16 protein-coding genes are annotated in these 20,657 nt (G+C 74.1%); 4 read left to right on the top strand and 12 right to left on the bottom strand.

The window, feature by feature from the left end; genetic code table 11:
- Positions 1 to 15: 15 nt before the first annotated feature.
- The 6 genes from hflX to miaA all read right to left on the bottom strand — a co-directional run bounded on the left by hflX (position 16) and on the right by miaA (position 8,099).
- Positions 16 to 1,521, bottom strand: a complete 1,506-nt coding sequence (hflX, locus tag OG982_RS22985) for a GTPase HflX (protein ID WP_266783834.1) — start codon at positions 1,519 to 1,521, stop codon at positions 16 to 18.
- A 188-nt stretch (positions 1,522 to 1,709) separates the two neighbouring features.
- Entirely contained in the window at positions 1,710 to 3,155 is a 1,446-nt protein-coding gene (locus OG982_RS22980; protein WP_266783836.1) for a M1 family metallopeptidase, read from the bottom strand.
- 170 nt (positions 3,156 to 3,325) lie between these two features.
- Positions 3,326 to 5,428 carry a bifunctional (p)ppGpp synthetase/guanosine-3',5'-bis(diphosphate) 3'-pyrophosphohydrolase gene (locus OG982_RS22975; protein WP_266783838.1) on the bottom strand — a complete coding sequence of 701 codons (2,103 nt, stop codon included), beginning with the start codon at positions 5,426 to 5,428 and terminating at the stop codon, positions 3,326 to 3,328.
- A 140-nt stretch (positions 5,429 to 5,568) separates the two neighbouring features.
- Positions 5,569 to 6,444, bottom strand: a complete 876-nt coding sequence (dapF, locus tag OG982_RS22970) for a diaminopimelate epimerase (protein ID WP_266783840.1) — start codon at positions 6,442 to 6,444, stop codon at positions 5,569 to 5,571.
- Positions 6,445 to 6,515: 71 nt separating this feature from the next.
- Positions 6,516 to 7,049, bottom strand: coding sequence for a hypothetical protein (locus tag OG982_RS22965; protein ID WP_266791778.1), 534 nt, complete (start codon positions 7,047 to 7,049; stop codon positions 6,516 to 6,518).
- A gap of 111 nt (positions 7,050 to 7,160) precedes the next feature.
- Positions 7,161 to 8,099 carry a tRNA (adenosine(37)-N6)-dimethylallyltransferase MiaA gene (gene miaA / locus OG982_RS22960; protein ID WP_266783842.1) on the bottom strand — a complete coding sequence of 313 codons (939 nt, stop codon included), beginning with the start codon at positions 8,097 to 8,099 and terminating at the stop codon, positions 7,161 to 7,163.
- A gap of 209 nt (positions 8,100 to 8,308) precedes the next feature.
- On the opposite strand from miaA, the gene OG982_RS22955 reads away from it, so the two are divergent.
- Both OG982_RS22955 and OG982_RS22950 read left to right on the top strand, forming a co-directional pair.
- Positions 8,309 to 8,515 carry a hypothetical protein gene (locus tag OG982_RS22955; RefSeq protein ID WP_266783844.1) on the top strand — a complete coding sequence of 69 codons (207 nt, stop codon included), beginning with the start codon at positions 8,309 to 8,311 and terminating at the stop codon, positions 8,513 to 8,515.
- A 23-nt stretch (positions 8,516 to 8,538) separates the two neighbouring features.
- The gene (locus OG982_RS22950; protein ID WP_266783845.1) at positions 8,539 to 8,784 is read left to right on the top strand and encodes an antitoxin; all 246 of its coding nucleotides are present in this window, start codon (positions 8,539 to 8,541) and stop codon (positions 8,782 to 8,784) included.
- Between the two features lie 99 nt (positions 8,785 to 8,883).
- Here the strand turns inward: OG982_RS22950 and OG982_RS22945 are convergent, their stop codons facing one another.
- The 3 genes from OG982_RS22945 to OG982_RS22935 form a co-directional block, all read right to left on the bottom strand.
- On the bottom strand, positions 8,884 to 9,591 hold the full coding sequence (locus OG982_RS22945) for a class III extradiol dioxygenase subunit B-like domain-containing protein (protein WP_266783846.1): 708 nt from the start codon (positions 9,589 to 9,591) through the stop codon (positions 8,884 to 8,886).
- A gap of 102 nt (positions 9,592 to 9,693) precedes the next feature.
- The gene (gene miaB / locus OG982_RS22940) at positions 9,694 to 11,235 is read right to left on the bottom strand and encodes a tRNA (N6-isopentenyl adenosine(37)-C2)-methylthiotransferase MiaB (RefSeq protein ID WP_266783848.1); all 1,542 of its coding nucleotides are present in this window, start codon (positions 11,233 to 11,235) and stop codon (positions 9,694 to 9,696) included.
- Positions 11,232 to 11,888, bottom strand: coding sequence for a maleylpyruvate isomerase family mycothiol-dependent enzyme (locus OG982_RS22935; protein ID WP_266783850.1), 657 nt, complete (start codon positions 11,886 to 11,888; stop codon positions 11,232 to 11,234). The genes miaB and OG982_RS22935 overlap by 4 nt, the downstream gene beginning before the upstream one ends.
- A 71-nt stretch (positions 11,889 to 11,959) precedes the next feature.
- On the opposite strand from OG982_RS22935, the gene OG982_RS22930 reads away from it, so the two are divergent.
- Positions 11,960 to 12,913, top strand: coding sequence for a LysR family transcriptional regulator (locus tag OG982_RS22930; RefSeq protein ID WP_266783852.1), 954 nt, complete (start codon positions 11,960 to 11,962; stop codon positions 12,911 to 12,913).
- 212 nt (positions 12,914 to 13,125) lie between these two features.
- Positions 13,126 to 14,121 carry a TAXI family TRAP transporter solute-binding subunit gene (locus tag OG982_RS22925; RefSeq protein ID WP_266783854.1) on the top strand — a complete coding sequence of 332 codons (996 nt, stop codon included), beginning with the start codon at positions 13,126 to 13,128 and terminating at the stop codon, positions 14,119 to 14,121.
- 33 nt (positions 14,122 to 14,154) lie between these two features.
- On the opposite strand, the gene OG982_RS22920 is transcribed toward OG982_RS22925, so the two are convergent.
- The 3 genes from OG982_RS22920 to OG982_RS22910 form a co-directional block, all read right to left on the bottom strand.
- Positions 14,155 to 15,084: an ROK family protein gene (locus OG982_RS22920; protein ID WP_266791780.1), complete on the bottom strand. Its 930-nt coding sequence runs from the start codon at positions 15,082 to 15,084 to the stop codon at positions 14,155 to 14,157.
- 84 nt (positions 15,085 to 15,168) lie between these two features.
- Entirely contained in the window at positions 15,169 to 16,197 is a 1,029-nt protein-coding gene (locus OG982_RS22915) for a LacI family DNA-binding transcriptional regulator (RefSeq protein WP_266783855.1), read from the bottom strand.
- Between the two features lie 7 nt (positions 16,198 to 16,204).
- Positions 16,205 to 20,530, bottom strand: a complete 4,326-nt coding sequence (locus OG982_RS22910; protein ID WP_266949185.1) for an NEW3 domain-containing protein — start codon at positions 20,528 to 20,530, stop codon at positions 16,205 to 16,207.
- Positions 20,531 to 20,657: the final 127 nt, after the last annotated feature.

Here is a 20,657-nt window from a genome sequence, read left to right as displayed (position 1 = left end):
CGGCAACCATTACCGCTACCGCTTCGCCGGTACGTACGGAGCCAGGTCCGCCGCCAGTTCCTGGTGGACCCGCGCCTTGAGCAGGGTGCCCTCCGGGATGTGCTCCTCGGAGATGACCTCGCCCTCGGCGTGCGCCCGGGCGATCAGCGAGCCGCGGGTGTACGGCACCAGGGCCTCCACCTCGACCTCGGGCCGCGGCAGCTCGGTGTCGATGAGCGCGAGCAGCTCGGTGATGCCCATGCCGGTGCGGGCCGAGACGGCGATGGAGTGCCGCTCGATGCGCAGCAGCCGCTGCAGGACCAGCGGGTCCGCGGCGTCCGCCTTGTTGATCACCACGATCTCGGGCACGTTGACCGCGCCGACCTCGCGGATGACCTCGCGGACCGCCGCCAGCTGCTCCTCCGGGGCCGGGTGCGAGCCGTCCACGATGTGCAGGATGAGGTCGGAGTCGCCGACCTCCTCCATCGTGGAGCGGAACGCCTCGACCAGGTGGTGGGGCAGGTGCCGGACGAAGCCGACGGTGTCGGCCAGGGTGTAGATCCGGCCGCTCGGCGTCTCGGCCCGGCGCACGGTCGGGTCGAGGGTGGCGAACAGCGCGTTCTCCACCAGCACGCCCGCGCCCGTGAGGCGGTTGAGGAGGGAGGACTTCCCGGCGTTGGTGTAGCCGGCGATGGCGACCGAGGGCACCTTGTTGCGGCGCCGTTCCTGCCGCTTGATCTCGCGGCCGGTCTTCATCTCCGCGATCTCCCGGCGCATCTTCGCCATCTTCTCGCGGATCCGGCGCCGGTCGGTCTCGATCTTGGTCTCACCGGGGCCTCGGGTGGCCATGCCGCCACCGCCGCCGCCACCCATCTGACGCGACAGCGACTGACCCCAGCCTCGCAGTCGCGGCAGCATGTACTGCATCTGCGCGAGCGCGACCTGCGCCTTGCCCTCTCGGGACTTGGCGTGCTGGGCGAAGATGTCGAGGATCAGGGCGGTCCGGTCGACCACCTTGACCTTGACGACGTCTTCGAGGGCGATGAGCTGGCCGGGGCTGAGCTCACCGTCGCAGACCACCGTGTCGGCGCCGCTCTCCAGCACGATGTCGCGCAGCTCGCGCGCCTTGCCGGAGCCGATGAAGGTGGCCGGGTCGGGCTTGTCACGGCGCTGGATGACACCGTCGAGGACGAGGGCGCCGGCGGTCTCGGCGAGGGCGGCGAGCTCCGCGAGGGAGTTCTCCGCGTCGTTGACCGTGCCGGAGGTCCAGACGCCGACGAGCACCACGCGCTCAAGGCGCAGCTGGCGGTACTCGACCTCGGTGACGTCTTCGAGTTCGGTGGAGAGGCCGGCCACGCGGCGCAGGGCCGCGCGCTCGGAGCGCTCGAACTGGTCGCCGTCCCGGTCTCCGTCGATCGCGTGGCTCCAGGCGACGTCCTCTTCCATCAGGGCGTCGGCCCGAAGGCTCTCGGTGAAGCTCTGCGAGTCCGGCACGTCCTGTGCGTCCCGCGCGTCCTGGGAAGGGGAAGAAGAGGAGGTCATTGGATCCTTACGTCGATATCGGATGAGGCCGCGGCCACGCATGGCGCTCACGTGTGACAGTGACCTAACACTGTCACGTCCAACGTGTCACATCGCCGGGAGATTCCCCGGCCGTGCGGCCCGCCGGTACAGAGCGGCCCGTCGATGCCGTGCGGCCCGTCGATGGTGACATGCCCGTTCCCCGCGGGTCACACCCTTTTCCCGCTCCAATCCGGGTGCCCCGGCATCGGCGGGGTCGTCTTCCCGTACAGCCACGGCTTCAGGAACTCCCCGAGGTCGCGTCCCGCCTCCTGGGAGGCCAGCCGTACGAAGTCCTCCGTGCCCGCCACCGCGTCCCGGTGCTCGCGCACCCAGCGCCGCTCCACCCGGTCGAAGGCCTCGGCGCCGATCTCCTGCCGCAGGGCGTACAGGATCAGCGCGGCCCCGTCGTAGACCGCCGGCCGGAACAGCCCGATCTTCTCCCCCGGGCCGGCCGGCTTCGGCGCGGCCGGGGCGCCGCCGGCCGCGCGCCACTGGTCCGAGCGCTGGTACGCCTCGCGCATGCGCCGCTCCAGGGAGTACTTGCCGAGCCCGTCCGCGTACAGGGCCTCGTACCAGGTGGCGTGCCCCTCGTTCAGCCACAGGTCGGACCAGGCCCGCGGCGTGACGCTGTCGCCGAACCACTGGTGGGCGAGCTCGTGGACCATGACGGCCTCGACGTACCACTCCGGATAGCCGTCGTCCGAGAACAGGCCGTGCTCGAAGAGCGAGAGGGTCTGCGTCTCCAGCTCGAAGCCCGTCTTCGCCCGGGCGATGAGCACCCCGTAGTTCTCGAAGGGGTACGGGCCGACCCGCTTCTCCATCCACTCGATGTGGCCCGGCGTCTTCTTCAGCCAGCGCTCCAGCTTCTGCCGGTCTGCGGACGGCACGACGTCGCGCAGCGGCAGCCCGTGGGGGCCGGTGCCGTGCACCACCGCCGAGTCGCCGACCGAGACCTGCGCCAGCTCGGTGGCCATCGGGTGCAGGGTCCGGTACGTCCAGGTCGTCGCGCCGGCCGCCCGGCGGGCCGGGAGCGCGCCCGGCACCCCGTTGGCGACGGCCGTGAGCCCCTCGGGGGCGGTGATGCGGAAGGTGAAGTACGCCTTGTCGGCGGGGTGGTCGTTGCAGGGGAAGACCCGGTGCGCGGCGTCCGCCTGGTTGGCCATGGCCAGGCCGTCGTCGGTGGGCACCCAGCCGCCGTCGCTACGGCCCCGCGGGTCGCTGGTGTGGTGGATCTCGATGCGCAGCGGCACGTGGGCCGCCACCGGCCGCGCGGGCGTCAGCACGAGGTCCTCCGCGACGCTCTCGAACCGGGCCGGCTCCCCGTTGACCTCGGCCGACGCGACCGTCCCGTTCGTGAAGTCCAGGTTGATCCGCTCCAGCGGCTCCTCGGCGCGGGCCTCGATGACGGTGACGGCGTCGAGCGGGCTCAGGTTGTCCTTGTACGCGAAGGAGAGGTCGTACGAGAGCACGTCGTACCCGGGGTTCCCGAGCTCCGGGAACAGCGGGTCTCCGATACCGAGGGCCTTGGGTGGCGGGGGCAGCACGGCGGCAACGAGGGTGAGGGAGGCCGCGGCGAGCAGGGCGGCGCGCAGGCGCGGGGAGGTGAGCTGCATCCACCACGGGTTACCAGCGCCCGCCACCCGGCCGCACACGACGCGCGACGAGTCCACCCGAACGGGATCCTCCGGCAGGGCCGCGGGCCCGACATGCCCCTGGGAAGGGCCTTACCCGGCGCCGCGGCTCCCCACCGCGCGACGGTCCCGTCACCCCCCGTCGGGCCGCCTTACGCGCGGCTCACGTCGTAGACCCCCGGCACGTCCCGCATGGCCCGCATCAGCGCCGGAAGGCCGGTCGCGTCGGGCAGCTGGAGCGTGTAGCTGTGCCGGACCCGCTGCTCGACGGGCGGTTCCACGGTCGCGGACACGACCTCGACGCCCTGGCGGGCGATCGCCTCGGTCAGGTCGGCCAGCAGGTGCGGGCGGCCGAACGATTCGGCAAGCAGCGTGACCCGGCAGTCGGCGGTGGCCCGCCAGTGCACGGCGACGGAGGTACGGCCCAGCGAGCGCATCTGCGCGACGGCGGCGCACTCGACCCGGTGCACGGTGACGGCCCCGCCCCGTACGACGAATCCCGCGACCGCGTCCGGCGGCACGGGGGTGCAGCAGCCCGCGAGCCGCACGGTGGCGTCCGGCAGGTCGGCGACCGCGTTGCCGCCGCCGCCGCGGGCCCCGACCACCGACAGCGGCGCCCGCGCGGCCGTGGTGGTGGCGGCGGCGCCGTCCGGGTGGGCCTTGAGCCAGCTGCTGATGGCGATCCGGGCGGCCGGGGTCCGCGCGTGCTCCAGCCAGTCGGGGGACGGCCCGGACGCGGCGTCGTGCGCGAGCAGCAGCTGCACGGTGTCCCCGTCGGAGAGCCGGGAGGCCAGGGAGGTGAGGCGCCCGTTGACCCGGGCGCCGATACAGCCGTGGGCCGCCTCGCCGTACTGCGCGTAGGCGGCGTCGATACAGCAGGCTCCACCCGGCAACCCCAGGGTTCCGCCGTCCGCGCGGAAGACGGTGATCTCCCGGTCCTGGGCCAGCTCGGCGCGCAGCACGCTCCAGAAGGTGTCGGGGTCGGGCGCGGACTGCTGCCAGTCCAGCAGCCGTGACAGCCAGCCGGGCCGCGTCGGGTCGACCCGCTCCTCGTACGGGTCCGCGCAGGCTTCGGCGGAGCCCGCGGCGGGCGTGGGGGCGGCGGTGGCGTACGGGTTGCCGAGCGCGACGACGCCGGCCTCCGCGACCCGGTGCATCTGCCGGGTCCGGACGATGACCTCGGCCACGTGCCCGTCGGGGGTGGCGACGGCGGTGTGCAGCGACTGGTAGAGGTTGAACTTCGGGACGGCGATGAAGTCCTTGAACTCCGAGACCACCGGCGTGAAGCAGGTGTGCAGCTCCCCCAGCACGGCGTAGCAGTCGGCGTTCTCGCCGACCAGGATGAGCAGCCGGCCGAAGTCGGAGCCGCGCAGCTCCCCGCGCTTGCGGGAGATGCGGTGCACGGAGACGAAGTGCCGGGGCCGTACGGCCACTTCGGCGGCGATGCCGGCCTCGCGCAGGACGACGCGCACGGACTCCGCGATGGCGGGCAGCGGGTCGCGCTCCCCGGCGTGGGCGGCGATCAGCGCGCGGGTGTGCTCGTACTCCTCGGGGTGCAGGATCGCGAAGACGAGGTCTTCCAGCTCGGTCTTGAGGGCCTGGACGCCGAGGCGTTCGGCGAGCGGGATGAGGACGTCGCGGGTGACCTTGGCGATGCGCGCCTGTTTGTCGGGGCGCATCACGCCGAGGGTGCGCATGTTGTGGAGGCGGTCGGCGAGTTTGATGGACATCACGCGGACGTCGTTGCCGGTGGCGACGAGCATCTTGCGGAAGGTCTCGGGCTCGGCGGCGGCACCGTAGTCGATCTTCTCGACCTTGGTGACGCCGTCGACGATGAAGCAGACCTCGTCGCCGAACTCCTCACGGACCTGTTCGAGGGTCACCTCGGTGTCCTCGACGGTGTCGTGGAGGAGGGAGGCCGTCAAGGTCGTTGTCTCGGCGCCGAGTTCGGCCAGGATCAGGGTCACGGCGAGCGGATGTGTGATGTACGGCTCACCACTTTTTCGCATCTGACCGCGGTGGGAGGTCTCCGCGAGCAGGTAAGCGCGCCGCAGGATGGACAGATCGGCGTCCGGATGATGGGCGCGATGCGCCTCCGCGACGTGCCCGATGGCGTCGGGCAGCCGGTCGCGGGATGTCGGCCCGAGCAGGGCCGCGCGTCCGAGTCGTCGCAGATCAAGCCTGGTCCGGCCACGTCTGCGGAGCTCGGGGCGCGCTTCGGGACGTGCTTCGGGGTTCGTGGCCTCTGCACTCATGGGCACCTCCGGCGGCTTCGACCGGCGGTGGCGGGCATGGGGTGAGCCCTCAGGGCCGGTGCCTGATGCTACCGACCCCACCACGTGGCGCAGTCCACCTCTCGCTCAGCGTGAAACGGATCACCCATTAGAGGGAAGCTTCAGGCGAAGGCAGTTTCGGTGAGCCAGGTCGCGTCGAACTCGCCCGAGCCGACGATGACGGCGGATCCGGTCATGTCGATCCGGCCGTCGGGGTGCTCGGTGATGACGAGGGTGCCGCCGGGGAGGTCGACGGTGTACGTGACCTGTTCGCCGGTCTCGGCGGGGTCGGCGCCGTCGCGGCGGATGGCGGCCACGGCGACGGCGCAGGCGCCGGTGCCGCAGGAGCGGGTCTCGCCGGAGCCGCGCTCGTGGACGCGCATGGCGACGTGCCGGGGGCCGCGGTCGACGACGAATTCGACGTTGACACCCGCCGGGTAGGCGGACGCCGGGCTGAACGGCGGGGCGGTGAACAGGTTCCCGGCGTCGTCGAGGCTGTCAACGAACGCCACCGCGTGCGGGTTCCCCATGTTGACGTTGCGCGCGGGCCAGGACCGGTCGCCCACGGAGACGGTCACCTCACCCTCGGGGAACTCGGCGCGTCCCATGGAGACCGTCACGTCGCCGCTCTTGTCGAGGTGGACGCGCTTGACGCCGCCCCGGGTGGCGATGGCGAGGTCACCGGGCTCGACGTGCCCGGCGTACTGGAGGTAGCGGGCGAAGACGCGGACGCCGTTGCCGCACATCTCGGCGATGGAGCCGTCGCTGTTGCGGTAGTCCATGAACCACTCGGCCTCACCGGCCATGGCCCGTGCCTCGGGGTGCGCGGCGGACCGCACGACGTGCAGCACACCGTCGGCGCCGATGCCGGCCCGCCGGTCGCACAGCTTCGCGACGGCGGTCGCGGGCAGCTCGATGGCGTTGTCCGGGTCCGGGACGATCACGAAGTCGTTCTCGGTGCCGTGGCCCTTGAGGAAGGAGAGGCTGGTCTGCGTCACGGGCCCATGGTACCGAGCCGCAGCTCAGGAGCCCGGAGCGGTCCGAGGGCCGGACGGGGCGCGGCCCCGCCCTACCGCAGCCGGGCCACCCGGTACACCGCGAGTGCTACGACGGCCAGCGCGGCCAGCGCGTACAGCGCGGCCATGCGCCAGTCGGGACGGCGTCCCGATCCCCGGGGTGGCAGCCCGGGCCAGGTGTATCCCACGCGGCGGGCGGCCATCATGCCCCAGCCGGCCGCGCAGGAGCTGATGAGGAAGCCCAGCATGGCGACCACGGCGCCGCCGTCACCGAATTCGAACGCGAGCGGGAACGCGAACATCAGCGAGCCGGCCAGGGCCAGCATCACGATGGGGGCGATCTGCCAGATGCGCAGGCGGCGCTGCGGGCGCAGCTCCACCTCGAACTCGGGACCGGACGCGGCCTCCGCCTCGGCGGAGTCCGGCGCGTCCGGGCCGTCCGGGCTCAGCCGCACGGGACCGGCGGGCAGCCCGAGCACATCGGCTTGCCCGGCCGCCTGGGCGGTTTCGTCGGACCCATCGAGACGCGTCGGGTCGGCTTCTCGCCGGGTGTCGTCCCGCCCAGTGTCTCGAGGGCCGGCCTCCATAGCCACGCGCCCTCCCCACTCGGACTTCGTACGCCGCTGTTCAGAAGTTTGATGATGGCACGCTCCGGGGGTGCCGACTGGCGCACGGGGCGTCCCGATGCCATCACGTGATCAGGCTGTAACCGCTCGTTCGACCAACGACTGCGCGAGCCCCGGGAGTTCCCCGCGGTCCGCGACGGCCCCGCTGAGCCAGTGCACGCGCGGGTCGCGGCGGAACCAGGAGTCCTGGCGCCGCGCGAAGCGCTTGGTGGCGCGCACGGTCTCGGCCCTGGCCTCGTCCTCGGTGCATTCACCCGCGAGAGCGGACAGCACCTGCTGGTAGCCGAGGGCGCGGGAGGCGGTGATTCCGTCGCGCAGGCCACGGGCCTCCAGGGCGCGGACCTCGTCGACCAGCCCGTCCTCCCACATCCGGTCGACGCGCCGGGCGATCCGCTCGTCGAGCTCGGGCCGGCCGACGTCGACGCCGATCTGGACGGTGTTGTAGACCGACTCGTGGCCGGGCAGGTTCGCGGTGAAGGGGCGGCCCGTGATCTCGATCACTTCGAGGGCCCGGACGATCCGGCGGCCGTTGCTGGGCAGGATGGCCGCGCCGGCGGCGGGGTCGGCGGCGGCGAGCCGGGCGTGCAGGGCTCCGGAGCCGCGCAGGGTGAGCTCCTCCTCCAGCCGGGCCCGGACCTCGGGGTCGGTGCCGGGGAACTCCATGGCGTCGAGGGCGCCGCGGACGTACAGCCCGGAGCCGCCGACGAGCACCGGCGTGCGGCCCTCGGCGAGGAGTTTGTCGATCTCGATGCGGGCCAGCCGCTGGTACTCGGCGACGTTGGCCGTCTCGGTCACGTCCCAGACGTCGAGGAGGTGGTGCGGGACTCCGCCGCGCTCCTCGGTCGTCAGCTTGGCGGTGCCGATGTCCATCCCCCGGTACAGCTGCATCGAGTCGGCGTTGACGACCTCGCCGTCGAAATGGCGGGCCAGGGCTACGCCCAGGTCGGACTTTCCGGCCGCGGTGGGACCGACGACGGCGATGACCCGCGGGGCGGGGGCTGCATTCCTCACCGCCCCAGTCTCGCAAACCCCTCGCAAACGCCTCGCCATGTACCCGATCGAGTTACGTGACGGGGTCGGTACGGCGTCGTTGCCCTTGCGTGGTTCCGGCCGGGCGCACGCCCGGAGGGCGGGCCTGGAGCGGGCTCGGAGCGGACCGGCGCAAGCAGGTTCGAACCGGGCGGAACTTCACTCACACGAGTAACGTTACGGGAGTAGACATGGGCGTTTTTGGCCGGTTTTTTGGCCGCAAGGAGCAGGTTTCGACCGAGGAGGTCGCGGCCGAGGACCTGACGGCCGCGTCCGAGGAGACGGAGGCCGGGACGGCTGCGGCGGAGGCTCCGGCGGCGGAAGCCGTCGAGATCCCGAAGCAGCAGTCGGCGGAGGTCGCGGCGGACAGCGAGACCGGCGAGGGCGCCCGCACGTAGCTACCGCCACTGGAAGGTGACCCATGGGCCTGCTGGACACTCTGAAGGCCAAGCTCGCTCCGGCGAAGGAGAAGGTCGGCGACCTCGCGCAGCAGCACGAGGGCAAGATCGGCCAAAATCTGGACAAGGTGGCCCAGGCCGTGGACTCGAAGACCAAGGGCAAGTACCACGGCCACATCGAGACCGGCACGAGCAAGGCGAAGGACGCCCTGGGCAAGATCGCGCACAAGGACAGCCCCGGCGGACCGACGCCGCCGGCGGCGTCCTAGGCGGTCCCGGAAGGGGCGCGGGGGCCGGGTGCCCTCGCGCCCCTTCGGCATGTCCGGGGACCGCGGGGCTTCAGGACCAGGGGTTCAGGACCAGGGGTTTCAGGACCAGGTGGCGACGAAGTAGCCGACGCCGTACGGGGCGTCCTCGTAGAGCAGGCGGCCGTCGAGCCCCGCGCCCTCGGCGGCGCCCGCGAGCACCTGCCAGGGGGCGCGTCCGGCGGCCTTGAGCTCGTGCGCGAGCCCGGCGTCGAGGCCGGCCAGCGCGGTGGTGTCGGCCGTGGCGAGCGCGCGGGCCGCGGCGGCGTCGAACGCGGCGGCGCGCTCGTCGAGGTACCCGGGGGCCTTCACGGTGCGGCAGGCGCTGCCGTCGCCCATGACGAGCAGGGCCACGCGCTCCTCGCGGGCGGCGAGGCCGCGGCCGGTCAGCATGCACTGCTCGGCTTCGAGGGGCTCCCCGACACCGAGCCCCTCGACCGGGGCGGCGCCCCAGCGGGCATGCCGGAGCAGCCAGGCGCCGACGGCCAGGGACGGGGGCAGCAGGCGCGGCCCCTCCTCGCCCTCCCCGAGCTGTACGTCGGCCTCGACCCCGAAGCCGTGGAAGCTGCCGCGGGAGCCCTGGGGGTAGGGGCCGCGGTGGTCCTGGTCGGCGGCGCCGACGACGACCAGGAGGTCGGGGCGGGAGGCGGCCAGGACGGCGAGGGCGTCGGAGCAGGCGGTGCGGGCGTCCGCGAGTTCGGGGGCGGCGCCGGCGGCGACCTCCGGTACGAGGAGCGGCGGGGCGGGGCAGACGGCGGCGGCTACGAGCATGATCCGCAGCCTATCCGCCACCACCCAAATCCCGAGCCCGCCTCCCACACCACCCGACCCAACCCCGCAGCCCCGGCTCTCCGCCCGTGGCGAGCGGCGTGGTCAGGACGGGATGGCGCAGCCCGAGGTGGTCGGAGGGAGGGGGGCCGGGACGCCCAGGGTGGGGATGCCCAGCATGACGCCCGCCGGCTGCGCCGGAGCGGCGTTGCGCTTCTCCCACGCGTCCCCCGCCCGCGTCCGCCGCACGGACAGCGTCGGGCCCTCCGCCAGCAGGTGGTGCGGAGCCGCGTAGGTGATGTCCACGGTGACGACGTCGCCCGGGCGGACGTCCTGCTCCGGCTTCGTGAAGTGGACCAGGCGGTTGTCCGGGGCGCGCCCCGAGAGGCGGTCGGTGGCGCCGTCCTTGCGGCCCTCGCCCTCCGCGACCATGACCTCCAGCGTGCGGCCGACCTGCTTCTTGTTCTCCTCCCAGGAGATCTCCTCCTGGAGCGCGACCAGCCGCATGTAGCGGTCCTGGACGACCTCCTTCGGGATCTGCCCCTCCATGTCCGCCGCCGGCGTGCCGGGACGCTTGGAGTACTGGAAGGTGAACGCGTTCGCGAAGCGCGCCTCGCGCACCGTGTGCATCGTCTGCTGGAAGTCCTCCTCCGTCTCACCGGGGAAGCCCACGATGATGTCGGTGGAGATCGCCGCGTGCGGAATGGCGGCGCGGACCTTCTCGATGATGCCGAGGAAGCGCTCCTGCCGGTACGAGCGGCGCATCGCGCGCAGGATGGGGTCCGAGCCGGACTGCAGCGGCATGTGCAGCTGCGGCATCACGTTCGGGGTCTCGGCCATCGCCGCGATCACGTCGTCCGTGAAGTCGCGCGGGTGCGGGGAGGTGAAGCGGACCCGCTCCAGACCCTCGATCTGCCCGCACGCGCGCAGCAGCTTCGAGAACGCCTCGCGGTCACCCAGGTCGGAGCCGTACGCGTTCACGTTCTGGCCCAGCAGGGTGATCTCGGAGACGCCCTCGGCGACCAGGGCCTCCACCTCGGCGAGGATGTCGCCGGGACGGCGGTCCTCCTCCTTGCCGCGCAGCGCCGGGACGATGCAGAAGGTGCAGGTGTTGTTGCAGCCGACGGAGATCGACACCCACGCGGCGTACGCGGACTCGCGGCGGGTCGGGAGCGTGGAGGGGAACGCCTCCAGCGACTCTGCGATCTCGACCTGCGCCTCTTCCTGGACACGGGCGCGCTCCAGCAGGACCGGCAGCTTGCCGATGTTGTGCGTGCCGAAGACGACGTCGACCCAGGGGGCCCGCTTCACGATCGTGTCGCGGTCCTTCTGCGCGAGGCAGCCGCCGACGGCGATCTGCATGCCGGGGCGCTTGGTCTTCATCGGGGCGAGACGGCCGAGGTTCCCGTACAGCTTGTTGTCGGCGTTCTCGCGGACGGCGCAGGTGTTGAACACCACGACGTCGGCGTCGCCGTCGGAGCCCTCGGGGGCGCGCACGTAGCCCGCGCCCTCCAGCAGACCGGAGAGTCGCTCGGAGTCGTGCACGTTCATCTGGCACCCGTAGGTGCGTACCTCGTATGTTCCCTTGACGTCGACGTCCGCGTCGTCCACGTCCACTGCCGGGCTCCGGTCACTGCTGCTGGTCATGCAACAAGGGTAGGTGGTACCCGGGAGCCCTCCGGTCCCCCGTGCAGCCGGCCCGCGGGGAGGCGGCGGCCGAACAGGACGAGCAGCAGGTCCTGGGCCTGTCCGTGGACGGTGACGGCCGTCGGGTCGCCGGCCGTCACGCCGCTGCCGTACGACCAGTCGAGGTCGTCGGCGCACAGCCGGATGCCGGTCAGGTCCACGCCGAAGAACCGCAGGCCACGCGGGTTCACGGCGGCGAGGAGGGGGCTGAGCCGGTCCTCGGGGACGCGGCGCGGGTGGCCGAGGGCGACGGTGACGTCGAGGCCGTGGACGACGTCGTGGGCGAGGCCCGCGGTGGGGCCGCCGGCCGGGGGCTTCCACGGGTGGCCGGCGTTGTCCCGCAACAGGGCGGCCAGCTCGCGCGGGGTGAGGGCGGCCGCGTCGCGGCGGGCGGTGCGGTCGGTCATGCGGTGCAGGCTGCCGCGGGCCCTGACGAGTTCGGCGGCGAGGCGGGGCAGGGAGCAGCGGAAGCCCATCGACTGGTGCGCGGCGACCTCGCGCACCCGCCAGCCCGCGCAGAGCGACGGGGCGTCCCACTGCTCGGGGGTGAGGGCGTCGAGTACGTCGGCCAGTTCGCGGCGCTCGGCGGCGGTGGCGGCGGCGATGTCGGTCATGGGCCCAGGGTGTGCGGGGCGAGGGGCATAAGTCCAAGAGCGGGTTCTTCTCCGATCTAGAATTTCTGATTATGGAACTGGCCCAGCTGCGGTATTTCGTGACGGTGGTCGAGGAGGGCGGCTTCACCAGGGCCGGGGCCCGGTTGCACGTGTCGCAGCCGGGGGTGAGCGCCCAGGTGCGGCGGCTGGAGCGGGAGCTGGGGCTGCGGCTGCTGGACCGGTCCGGGCGGCGGGTGACGCCGACGGAGGCGGGCGAGGCGGTGCTGTCGTACGCGCGGGCCGCGCTGGCGGCGGTGGAGGGGATCCGGCGGACGGCCGAGGAGGTGTCCGGCCTGTTGCGGGGGCGGGTGTCCGTCGGGCTGATCCCGGGGGCGGCCGGGGCGGTGGTGGACGGCCTGGACGTGATCGGGGTGCTCGGCGACTTCCATGACGCGCACCCCGAGGTGGAGATCGCGCTGGCCGAGGACACCTCGGAGCGGATGCTGGCCGGGCTGCGGCGGGGCGAACTGGATCTGGCGGTGATCGGGCTGGACGGGGAGCCGCCGGCCGGGATCTCCGTGCAGGTCGTGCTCGCCGAGCCCTTGGTCGCGGCGGTGCGGCCGGACGATCCGCTCGTACGGGCGTCCCTGGACGGGGAGATTGCGCTGACGGCGCTGAGCGGGCGCCCGCTGATCTGCCTGCCGCGCGGGACCGGGCTGCGCGGGGTCCTGGAGCGCGCGTGCGCGGAGGCCGGATTCGGCCCCCGGGTGGACTTCGAGGCGGCCGCGCCCGCGGTGCTGGTGCGGCTGGCCGCGCGGGGGCTCGGGGTCGCGGTCGTCCCCGCTGGCGCCGAGTCCGCGGCGGGCGCGGACCTACGAGCGCTACGGATCACCGAGCCCGCCCTGAGCGCCCGGGTCGCACTGGCCTGGCGCACGGACGGCCCGTCGGGCCCGGCCGCCCGAACCCTGCTCACCCGACTCCGCACACGGAGCGCGGGCGCCGCCCCCGGGCCGGACCGGGCGGATGCGGCGGGCCGGCACCCCTGACCCGGCCCCCCGCGCCCGGGCACCAGAGGCCCCTGCCAGCCGACCGAAACGGGCATCTCCGCCGGGACAGCAAGCCCAACGAGCTCCGCGCCCCCGCAGCCCCGACCGGAGCGCTCGGGGCGGGGCCCCACAGCCCGTGCCAGGGCGCTGGGGGCGGGGGCCGGGTGGGGCTGGCCGTGACAGGACGGCGGGGGGCTGGCAGGATCGCGGCCATGCACCTCGTACTGCCCCGGATCAGCAGGCGCCGCGTCCTGCGGGGTCTGGTCGTCGTGCTGGCCGTCCTCGCAGCGCTGCTGTGGTGGCTGAAACCCTTCGGTGAGCCGGAGCTGAAGGGCGATCTCACCCTCAGCACGGGCGTCCGTACCGGCGTTTACCACCTCTACGGCGAACTGCTCCAGCAGGCACTCGCGACGGACATGCCCGGGGTGAACGTACGGCTGGAGCCGAGCGAGGGCTCGCAGCAGAACCTCCAGCGGGTCGCCGCCGGGCAGGCGGACTTCACGGTGGCGACGGCGGACGCGGTCGCCAAGTACCGGGCCGACGGGAAGCCGGGCGCGGAGGCGCTGCGCGGCTGCGCGCGGCTCTACGACGACTACGTGCAGCTTGTGGTGCCCGCCGGGTCGCCGGTGCAGTCGACGGCGGACCTCAAGGGCAAGCGGGTCGCGGTCGGCCAGAGCGGCTCCGGGGTGCGGCTCATCGCGGACCGGCTGCTCACGGCGGCCAAGCTGAACCCGGCGCGGGACATCAAGCCGGTGTCCATCGGCATCGACACCATGCCCGCGGAGCTGGAGGCGGGCCGGATCGACGCGTTCTTCTGGTCCGGCGGGCTTCCCACGAACGCCGTGCGGGAGCTGTCGGAGCGGTTCGACATCCGCCTCGTGCAGCTGGGCGACCTGGTGGAGCGGCTTCAGGCGGGCGGCAGCCCGGCCCGGTACTACCGGGCGGCGGTGATGCCGCAGGACGCTTACGGCCGGGCCCGCAACACCTCGGCGGTGGCGACGGTGGCCGTGCCGAACCTGCTGGTCACGACGGCCGCGACCGACCCGAAGCTGACGGAGCAGTTCACCCGCACGGTGATCCTGAGCCGGGACCGCATCGGGCACGAGGTGCACGCGGCGCAGCTGGTGGACCTCCGGACGGCGATCTACACGGACCCGCTGGACCTGCACGAGGGCGCCGGGCGGTACTACCGCTCCGTCAAGCCGTAGGGCTGAGGCCAGGCCGGGCCTCTATCCCGCCAACTATCCCGGCAACAGGCTCAGGGCCGCGGCCGCCGCCCCGATCAGCCCCGCGTGGGTGCCGAGCGAGGCCGGTACCACCCGGACGTCCCGCACGAACGACAGCGTGGCGTACGAGCCCAGGTGCGCCCGGATCGGACCGAACAGGGTCTCCCCCGAGGCCGCGACCCCTCCGCCGATGACGGCGATGTCCGTCTCGACCAGGGTCGCGGTGGCCGCGATGGCGGCGGCCAGCGCGCGGCCCGCGCGGTCGAAGGCGGCCAGCGCGACCGGGTCCCCGGCTTCGGCAGCGGCCGCCACGCCCGCCGCCGTGGCGTCCGCGGCCGGGGTCCAGCCCTGGGCGAGGGCCCAGCGGGCGATGGCGGTGCCCGAGGCGATCGACTCGACGCAGCCGTGCCCGCCGCAGACGCAGCGCTCCCCGTCGAAGGCGACGCTGATGTGGCCGATGTGGCCCGCGTTGCCCGTGGGGCCGGGGTGGAGCTGGTTGTTCAGGATCAGCCCGCCGCCGACGCCGGTGGAGACCACCATGCACAGGGCGTTCGCGTGGCCCCGGGCCGCGCCCAGCCAGTGCTCGGCCGCGGTCATCGCCACTCCGTCCCCGGCCAGGACCGTGGGAACGGCGGCGCCGTGCCGGGCCAGTTCGGCCGAGACCCGCTCCTGGACCGGGAAGTCGCGCCACGCCCCGATGTTCACCGGGCTCACAGTGCCGCGCGAGGTGTCGACCGGGCCCGCGCTGCCGACACCGCAGCGGACCGCCGAGACCCAGAGTGGGGATCGCGCCAGCTCCGCGACGACCTCCGCGACGGCGGCGAACACCCCGTCGCCGTCCACGCCCCGGGGGGTCGGGCGGCGGGTGGTGGCCGTCATCGTGCCGTCGGGGTGCACCAGCGCACCGGCGATCTTCGTGCCGCCGATGTCGATCGCCACCGTCAGGCCCTCGGCCGGGGCGGAGCCCGGGACGTCGGGGACGGCGGAGGTGGAAGGGGTCACGGAGGCGCTCCAGATGAGGGACGGAACTCAGTATGCGGCCGTCGGCGGCGCCGTACTCTCGCGGGGTTCCAGTCGCGGCTGTTCGGCCTCCCGGACCCGGGGCGGGCCCCCGGCGAGCACCGAGAGCAGTTCCTCGGCGGCGAGCCGACCGAAGGCGGCGGTGTCCCGGACCAGGGCGGTGAGCCGGGGGTGGGTGACGCGGCAGAGCGCGGAGTCGTCCCAGGCCACGATCGAGAGCCGGTCGGGGACGGGGATGGCCAGCTCGGCGGCGACGGCGCTGCCGGCCACCGCCATCACGTCGTTGTCGTAGACGAGGGCCGTGGGCGGCTCGGGCTCGGCCAGGACCCGGCGGGTGGCCGCGGCGCCCTCCGCGTCGGAGTAGTCGGTGACGACGGAGCGCACCCGGTCGGGGCCGAGGCCGAGCCGCGCCGCCTCGGTGCGCAGCGAGGCCATCCGGCGGGCGGTGTGGGCGAGGCCGGGCAGGCCGGCGATGTGGGTGATCCGGCGGTGGCCGAGCGCGTGGAGGTGTTCCAGGACCCGGGTCATGGCCCGGGCGTCGTCCGCCCAGACCGAGGAGTGCGCGCCGCCGCCCGCGCCGCCGACCAGCACCGCGGGCAGCGCCAGCTGTTCGAGCAGGGCAGGGCGCGGGTCATCCGTACGCGGGTCGACGACGAGGACTCCGTCCACGCGGCGTTCGGCCCACCAGCGCCGGTAGACCGCGCATTCGGCGTCGATGTCCTCCACCACCTGGAAGAGCAGGGCGATCCGGCCGGCCGCGAGCACCTCCTGTATGCCGGAGACCAGTCGGAGGAAGAAGGACTCGACACCGAGGGTGTGGGCGGGCCGGGCGAGGACGAGGCCGACCGCCCCGGAGCGCTCCCCGGACAGGGCGCGGGCGGCGCTGTTGGGCTGCCAGCCGAGTTCCTCGGCGACCCGGCGGATCCGGGCGCGGGTGTCCTGGGAGACGCCCGGGCGGTCGTTGAGCGCGAAGGACACGGCGCTCTCCGACACCCCGGCCTGCCGGGCGATGTCCTTGATGGTGGGTCTGCGGGCCATGCCTGCCTCATCCCTCGGTGACGCGGACTGCGATGGCGGGACCGTACGCGATCCTGCCCTGGCAGACCGCCTTGACCGCCGTCCAGTAGCTCCCGGGAGGGGTGCCGGGCGGCGGGGCGAGGACGAATTCCAGTTCGGCCGGGCGGTCCGCCGGGACGTGCAGGGGCTGGGCGGCGGGCCCCACCAGCTGCCAGCTGCCGTACGGGGAGAGCGCGTACGCCGTACCCGTGAGCGGGCTCCGGATGCCGGTGCTGCCGACCCGGACCCGTACGAAGGCCCGCGCCCCGGGGGCGACTTCGACCCCGGGGTCCGCCTCGACCCACAGCGCGGGGACCTCCGCCGCGGCGGGGTCGCCCGGGACGGTCACCGCGAGCACGTCCTCGAACTCCCCGGCCGGGGTGGCGGCGACGACCCGGACCAGGTGCTCACCGGGCTCGGCGCCGGCGGCGGGTACGACGGCCAGCGGCAGCCGCAGATGGCCGCCGGGCGGCAGATCGGCGGTGCGGTGGGTCCAGGAGGCCCGCCACCCCCCGGGCACCCGCACCTCCAGCCTGACCGGGCCGCCGGCCGGCGGGGTCGCGCCGCCGTGGGCTGCGAGGGTGACCACCACCTCCGAAGGCGTGCCATCGCACATCACCGTGTACGGGGCGTCGCCGAGCGGGGCCGTGCCCGTGTTGTGCAGCCAGTAGCGGCTGAACACCGGTCGGCCGGGCTCCCGTTCGTCCGTGCGGAGCGGCATGCCGGAGGGCGTGGGCAGCAGCAGCGTGGTCGTGGCGGCGGCGCCGACACCGCCCGCGAAGGGGCCGCGCGGGCGGTCCAGCAGGTCGGCCTCGACGGCTCCGACGGCTCCAGCAGATCCGGCGGCTCCGACGGCAGCGGCAGCGGCTCCGACGGCGGCGGCTCCCGCGGTCGGCCATGCCGGCGAGACCCGGGCGGCGGCGGGACGGCCGTGCGTCTCGCGCAGCCGGACCGCCAGGGCAGCGTCACCACGCGTTCCCTCGGCCCGTTTCACCGCCTCGATCAGCACCCGGTCGGCCGGCTCCACCGCCAGCAGCGAGCGGGCGCCCGGCCTCGGGCCCGCCCCCGGCACGGCGACCACGGCGGTGAGGGGCTTGTTGAACTCCCGCCCCCGGCGGACCAGATCGGCCTCCCGCCAGTCCCCGGCTCCCGCGACCAGGGCGTGCTCGAAGACGTGGGTCCAGTGCTGGAGCTGGAAGGAGCTGCCGTCCGGGGCGGTGCGCCGGGGCGGGTCCATCCACGCCCCGGCGGGACGGCCGGTGCAGGAGCGCATCAGGTTGCCGTGAAGCCGGCCCGAGGTGTCCACCGCGAAGCCGGGCGTGCCCTTGACCAGGATCCCGACGGTCCGGCCCGCGTACGTCTCCCCGCGCGCGGCGGGACCGGGCAGCGGATCCACCGCTTCGAGCGGGCCGTCGCAGGCGAGGGCCGGGGCGAGGTCTTCGGGTGACCCGGGGATCACCAGGACCGGCAGGTCACGGAAGCCGGTCAGGTCACAGCCGGGCTCCCAGAGCTCGCGAAGAGGGGCCCGGGCCGGGATCCAGACCCGCGCGTGCTCTCGTACGGCTTGGGCGTAGGCGGGGTCGGCCGTCGCCAGGACCTCCGCCGTGAAGGCGTTCCGCTCGGGCCCGCCCAGCGCGATCCGCAGGTCCGGGAGGCTGCTGTCCACCGCCAGGTCGCCCCAGCGCGGCCCGCCGGGCCGGGTCGGGGTGGCGGTGACCCCGCGACGGCCGAGCGCGGTCACCAACTCCCGCAGGCCCGGCGGAGTTCCGGAGTCCGGGAGCACGATCTCGGCCGCGCCGACCGCCCGGCCGCCCACGCACAGCGGCGCCGACAGCGCGAACCAGTTGAGGCAGGGGCTGTCCAGCGTCCACGGGGCCCGGGTGTGATCCGCCCCCGCGTCCGCCTCGGGGAACGCGAAGCCGCGCCCCACGGCGGCCGCGGCCGTCTCGGCCACCGGCAGCGCCCCCGGCACATCGGCCGGGATCCGCAGCCGCAGCAGCTGGTCGCGCCCTTGGAACTCCCGCACGGTCGTGGTCAGTTCCACACGGTCCAGGCCGTCCCACAGGGTGGTGGTGCGGATCCAGCGGACCGCGCCGGTGCGCCCGGTGGCCACGATCCGCGCGCCGAGCGGTCCCCGTTCGACGCGGCAGGACTCGGCGGGCGCGTCGCCCGAACCGGTGCCCGGGCCCTTGGGCAGCAGGTGCCAGGGGCCCTCCTCGAAGAAGGGGTGCCGGTCGTACTCCTCCTGCACGACGAGCTCGTCCACCTGCCCCGGGGTGAACAGCTCCTGCCCGGTGCGCAGGTCCCGCAGCCGGGCGAGGCCGCCGCCGCGCGCCGGGTCGGCCTCGGCCCGGAAGCGGGCGTTCTCGGCGACGAGGCCGTCGGCGGGCTCCCAGCCGCCCGAAACCGGCCGGCCGGAGGCGTGCAGCCAGTACGTGCGGTGGCCGAGCGGCGGGACCTCCCGGGCCAGGAACACCACCTCGGCCACCCCGCCGCTCACGGCCTCGACGTGGACGGGCGCGTCCCGGCCGGTGTCATCACGCAGGGTGACACGCCGTGGGTCCGGGTACGGGTCCAGGTACGGGTACGGGCCCACGTCCCGGCCCCGTCCTCCGCCCCCGTCCCCGTCCCTGTCTCCGCCCCCGCCCCGGATCCCGAGGGCCGCCAGGTCCACCGTCGTACGGACCAGGTCGGTCCGCGTCCACGACACCGGGTTGAACACGGTCACCGCGAGCAGGCACGGCGGGGCCGCCGCCGGGCTCCGGGTGTCGGCCGCGGCCGTCAGCGCCCGCAGCGCCTCCTCCCGTACGGCGTCCGCCAGGTCGTGCGCCTCGCGCCAGGTCGGCAGCAGGTCCAGGTACACCTGGTCGGAGAAGGTCCCGGTGACGGCGTCGTGGTGCGCGGCGTGCAGCAGGTGCCGCCAGGCCTTGGCGAGGGTCTGCGCGGGGTAGTCCAGCAGCCCCTCCGCGCAGGCCAGCGCGGCGAACGTCTCGGCCTGCTCCAGGAGGTTCTCGGCGGCGCGGTGGGCCTGCTTCACGTCGATGTACGAGACGTCCTTGCCGGTGTACACCGGGCCCATCTCCCGCGTCACCGGCAGCGGCCGCTCCCCGCGCGCCGCCAGCTCGGCCCGGACGGCGTCGAAGTGGCCGCGCGGGCCGGAGTGCTCCATGCGCGGCCAGCGGTAGCGGCGGTTCCAGGCGTGCTGCACGTCCAGGCCCCAGCGGTGCGGCCACGAGAAGTCGGTGCCCATCGGAATCAGGACGTTCCGCGTCGCGGCCCGGGTGCGCAGCAGCTCGTACAGCTCCAGCAACTGCTCGGCGGCCCTCTCCGCGTCCGGGGCCCGGTGCGAGAACCAGCCCGCGGAGTAGTGCGCGGGCAGGTAGTGCAGCAGCAGTCCGGTGCCGTCGGGCGCGATCCACTCGTACTCGGAGGGCAGTTGCATGGCGGTGGGAGCCCGGAGGGGGTCGCCCCAGCGGTCCGCCATCGGGCCCCACTGGTGGTGCGGGCCTCGGGCGAGGACGGCGGAGTCGAGTCCGGCGCCGGCCATCAGGGCGGGGAACGAGGGGTCGTGGCCGAAGACGTCGAGCTGCCAGGCGGTGCGCGGGTCGGCGCCGAGGGTGCCGCGGTGCAGGGCCAGGCCGTGGACCGCGCTGCGGACGGTGCTCTCGGCCGAGGTGAGGTTGGTGGAGGGCTCGTTGTAGGTGCCGCCGACGATCTCGACGCGGCCCTCGGCGATCAGCGCGCGCAGCTCGGCGCGGTCGGCGGGGTGGCTGTCCCAGTACGGCTTGAGGTAGTCGACCTCCGAGAGCACGAAGCGGTACGCGGGGTCCTCGCGCGCCTGCTGGAGGTGGAGCGGGATCAGGGTGAAGGCGGGGACCCCGGTGTACTCCCAGCCTCGCTCCGGCTCGCCGGGTTTCGGCGGGGCGTCCCACAGGGCGGTGTAGGCGGCCTGGGTGTTCCACCACATGGGGTCGTAGTGGAAGTGCGGGACGAGCCGGACGGTCCAGCCGGGCTCGGCGACGGTCAGGCGGAACGGCAGCTCGGCCAGGGGGCGGCCGTCGGGGGTGGCGACCCGGACGGTGGCGGGGAGCAGCGCCCCCGGTTCGGCGTCGCCGGTACGGACGGCCACCTCGACGGTGGACTCCGCGGCGCCGGTACCCGGCCCCGCCCCCGCCTCAGCCCCCGCCTCAGCCCCGGCCTCTGCCCCGGCCTCGACGGCCTCGGCCCGCATGATGCGCGGGTGCGGGGTGGTGATCCCGGGGCCGTGCACGGTCACGTACAGCGGGCCGGCCGGGCGCTCCCTGCGGATCCGCACGCGGACCACCTGCGCGGGGGATTCCGCGGAGCCGGTAAAGAGGGCGGGCGTGGTGACCGCCGTGACCGAAATACCGCTGTCCAATTCCGCACACTTTCTCGTGGCAGCAAAACTAAACCGCATTAGC

This window comes from Streptomyces sp. NBC_01551 (assembly GCF_026339935.1).
Classification (GTDB): Bacteria; Actinomycetota; Actinomycetes; order Streptomycetales; family Streptomycetaceae; genus Streptomyces.
Note: the sequence above shows the minus strand (reverse complement) of the source record. Positions and strands in the feature narration are given on the sequence as shown.